Source organism: Amycolatopsis sp. NPDC051071 (assembly GCF_040682875.1).
Taxonomy (GTDB): Bacteria; Actinomycetota; Actinomycetes; order Mycobacteriales; family Pseudonocardiaceae; genus Amycolatopsis.
The window spans coordinates 1-3,255 of sequence record NZ_JBFBBY010000307.1 but is presented as its reverse complement, the minus strand read 5'-3'; the positions used below and the strand labels follow the sequence as shown (position 1 = coordinate 3,255).

The window sequence follows — 3,255 nt, the reverse complement described above, 5'->3', positions numbered from 1 at the left end:
CGCGGTGGAACTCCAGGCCGCGCTGGCGGCCGCGAGCCCCGGACAGATCATCCGGCTGGCCGCCGCGCGGGTCAGGCGAGTTGCTGCCGGACGGCCGAAGCGAAGCGCCAAGCCGCGGAAGCGTCGGTCTGCCGGAATCCGAGCGAAGGCTCGACGAGCTCCACTTCCAGCACGAGCGGCCTGCCGTCCGGCCCGGTGACGAGGTCGACACGGGCGTAGAGCAGTTCCGCACGGAGGATGCCCAGCAACGCCGCCGTCGCGTCCAGCGCGTCTTCCGCCAGGGCACGGAAAGCGGCCGACGGCTGCACGGGGGCAAGCTTTTCCGTGACGTACAAACCGGATTCGTCGAGTTCCCCACCCAGCATCGCGGCCTTCGAAAACGCGTGCGAGTACACGCCGCCGAGGTAGGTCAGCGCGATCTCGCCCTCGGTGTCCACACTGGACTGATACGGCTGGAGCAGCGCGGTGTGCCCGTCCGCGTGCAGTCCGGCGAGGTGCGCGGCGGCCACGTCGCCTGCCGTGAACCGCCCGGCACCACGCGACCCGGCACCGATCGCGGGCTTCAGCACGAATTCGCCCTTCGGCCAGCGCGGGGCCTTCTCGTCCGGCGCGATCAGCGTCGTCGGCACGATCGCGACCCCGGCGTCGCCGAGTTCGGCCAGATAGGACTTGTCGGTGTTCCACCGCGCGACTTCGGCCGAATTGGACAGTGTGGGCACGGATTCGGCCCAAGACAGGAATTCGTCGCGCCGCTCGGCGTAGTCCCAGGTGGCACGCAGGATGACGATGTCCGCGGCGCCGAAGTCGACGGTCGTGTCGTCCCAGGCCGCCCAGCGGGTCTTGAAACCGAGGTCGGCCAGCGCCTCGGGAACGGCGTGTTCGTCGCCGTCGCCTTCCGGCAGCGCGGAGCAGGCGACGAGGATCGCGGAACCGCTCACTTGCCGGCCATCCGGCGGCGGTGCTCGGCACCGATCTTGGTGGCCTTCACGGTCTCGCTGTCCCATTCGGCGGGTTCGAGATCCTCGACGGCCCCGACCAGCGCGTCGCCTGCCTCGGTGGAGGTGACGAGGACGTCGCCGAGCGCGCCGTCGGCACCCACGAGCACGACCCTGGCGCCGACCCGGCCGATGTTCTCCACCACCGCGCGCGACGGCTTCCCGTGCCGCTTGACGAAATCGCGGGCGGCCGCGACCTGGCGCGACGTCGGGGCGGCGGTCTCGGTCTTCTCTTCGGTCTCAGCCACGGCCAGAGCTTAACCGCGAAAGGCCCGGGACGCGGAATAACCGTGGCGTCGGCCATAGTTGTCCCGGTCGGAACGACCTTCAACGAGGAGGATGTATGCCCACCGCAGTCCAGATCCGGCGAACCGGCGGTCCCGAAGTCCTTGAACTGTCGGAAGTCGAGGTCGGCGAACCCGGTGCCGGGGAACTGCTGGTGGACGTCGCCGCGGCGGGCGTCAACTACATCGACACCTATCACCGCGAGGGCATCTACCCGGTCGACACGCCGTTCATCCTGGGCATGGAGGGCGCCGGCACGGTCGCCGCGATCGGCGACGGCGTGACCGGTTTCGCCGTCGGTGACAAGGTCGCCTGGCAGGGTTCGCTCGGCAGCTACGCCCAGCGCCGTCTGCTCCCCGCCGCGATCGCGGTGAAGATCCCGGACGGCGTGACCGAGGAGACCGCCGCCGCGACGATGCTCCAGGGCGTCACCGCGCACGCGCTGACGGCCTCGACCTACGAGGTCAAGGCCGGTGACGACGTGCTGATCCACGCCGCCGCGGGCGGGATGGGCTTGCTGCTGGTCCAGCTGGCCAAGGCACGCGGCGCGCGGGTGATCGGCACCGTCTCCACCGACGAGAAGGCCGAACTCGCCAAGCAGGCGGGCGCGGACGACGTCATCCGCTACGACCAGGTCGATTTCGCCAAGGCCACCCGTGACCTCACCGGCGGAAAGGGCGTCGCGGTGGTCTACGACGGCGTCGGCAAATCCACTGTGGACGGGAGCCTGGCCAGCCTGAAGGTCCGCGGCCTGCTCGCCCTCTACGGCGCGGCCAGCGGCCCGGTGCCGCCGATCGACCCGCAGCTGCTCAACCGCAGCGGCTCGGTATACCTCACCCGCCCGACCTCCGCGCACTACGTCCTCACCCGCGAGGACCTGGAGTGGCGGGTGAACGAACTGTTCGCCGCGATCGGGGACGGCTCGCTGAACATCCGGATCGGCGGCCGCTACCCCCTGGCCGACGCCCGTCAGGCCCACGAGGACCTCCAGGGGCGGCGCACCACCGGCAAGCTCCTGCTGATCCCGTGACCGTGGTCTGGCCGGAGCGGCTCCGGCTCACCGGGGAAGGTCTGGTGCTGCGCGACTGGGCCGAGGACGACGTCGAGTTCATGCCCGGCCTGTTCGACAACCCCGCCGTCGCGCGCTTCACACCGTTGCCGTCCCCATTCGACGAGGTGGCGGCGAAGAGGCACCTCCAGAAGGCCCTCGTCCGCCGCACGGAAGGCACGGGCCTACGGCTCGCCATCACGGCCGACGGCGGCGAGCCGCTCGGCGAAGTGGTGCTGTTCCTCCGGGAGGAGGGCCCGGCCGAGCTCGGCTATGCCGTCGGTCCCGCCCATCGCGGTCAGGACCTCGCGGCGCGGTCTCTCCGGGTGCTCACCGCGTACGCGCTGGAGCTCGGGCTCGGGCAGCTCCAGCTGAAGATCGACGAGGGGAACGCGGCGAGCGAGGCCGTCGCGCGCCGCGTCGGCTACGCCGTCACCGACACGGAACCCGAGGTGAAGGTCGAGAAGGGCGTCGAGATCAGGCTGCGAACCTGGGAGTACGCGGGCTCGTGAGTGTCCCGGCGCTCCTGGACTATCCACAAAGGACGCTCTTCGGGTGCAGGCGTCCGATTTGAGCAATTTGCATGGTTTCAGGAGGGGGTCGTGAGTGATATGGAGGGTTCTAACGCTCCTTATCACTCACGACCCCCATCACGAACCGCACAGGTGGGCATGAATCGGGCATTTTACAGCCAACGAGTATCCTTTGTGGATAGTCAAGGCACGGCCCGGCCGGGCTCCGTCGGCAGCGCCGGATTCGCGCCGCGAAGCCTCTCCCATGAAGCTCGCGAAGCAGACCTCACGACCTCAAGGCAGAGACTCGATCACGCCACCATCGCCACTCACGACCACCCCGCCCCACCGGTACCGGCGCCCTAGTCGCCTGAAGTACATGACGGCCCCCTTCCTTGCGCTAGGCGCAAGGAAG

General features: G+C 69.6%; 4 protein-coding genes. 2 read left to right on the top strand and 2 right to left on the bottom strand.

The features are described 5' to 3' along the window. Positions 1-71: 71 nt before the first annotated feature. Together AB0M65_RS40575 and AB0M65_RS40570 are read right to left on the bottom strand one after the other, a co-directional pair. Complete coding sequence (locus AB0M65_RS40575) at positions 72-938, bottom strand: hypothetical protein (protein ID WP_364040910.1); 867 nt, start codon at positions 936-938, stop codon at positions 72-74. After that, positions 935-1,243, bottom strand: coding sequence for a hypothetical protein (locus tag AB0M65_RS40570; protein WP_364040908.1), 309 nt, complete (start codon positions 1,241-1,243; stop codon positions 935-937). Before AB0M65_RS40570 ends, AB0M65_RS40575 begins: the two co-directional genes overlap by 4 nt. A gap of 95 nt (positions 1,244-1,338) precedes the next feature. On the opposite strand from AB0M65_RS40570, the gene AB0M65_RS40565 reads away from it, so the two are divergent. Further along, on the top strand, positions 1,339-2,310 hold the full coding sequence (locus AB0M65_RS40565; RefSeq protein ID WP_364040905.1) for a quinone oxidoreductase: 972 nt from the start codon (positions 1,339-1,341) through the stop codon (positions 2,308-2,310). Further along, a complete protein-coding gene (locus AB0M65_RS40560; RefSeq protein ID WP_364040902.1) occupies positions 2,307-2,840 on the top strand; it encodes a GNAT family N-acetyltransferase in 534 nt (177 codons plus the stop codon). Before AB0M65_RS40565 ends, AB0M65_RS40560 begins: the two co-directional genes overlap by 4 nt. Positions 2,841-3,255 lie beyond the last annotated feature (415 nt).

Excerpts from the sequence above, each read along its gene's own strand:
- AB0M65_RS40565 (WP_364040905.1), top strand. The coding sequence starts at position 1,339 with ATGCCCACCGCAGTCCAGATCCGGCGAACCGGCGGTCCCGAAGTCCTT.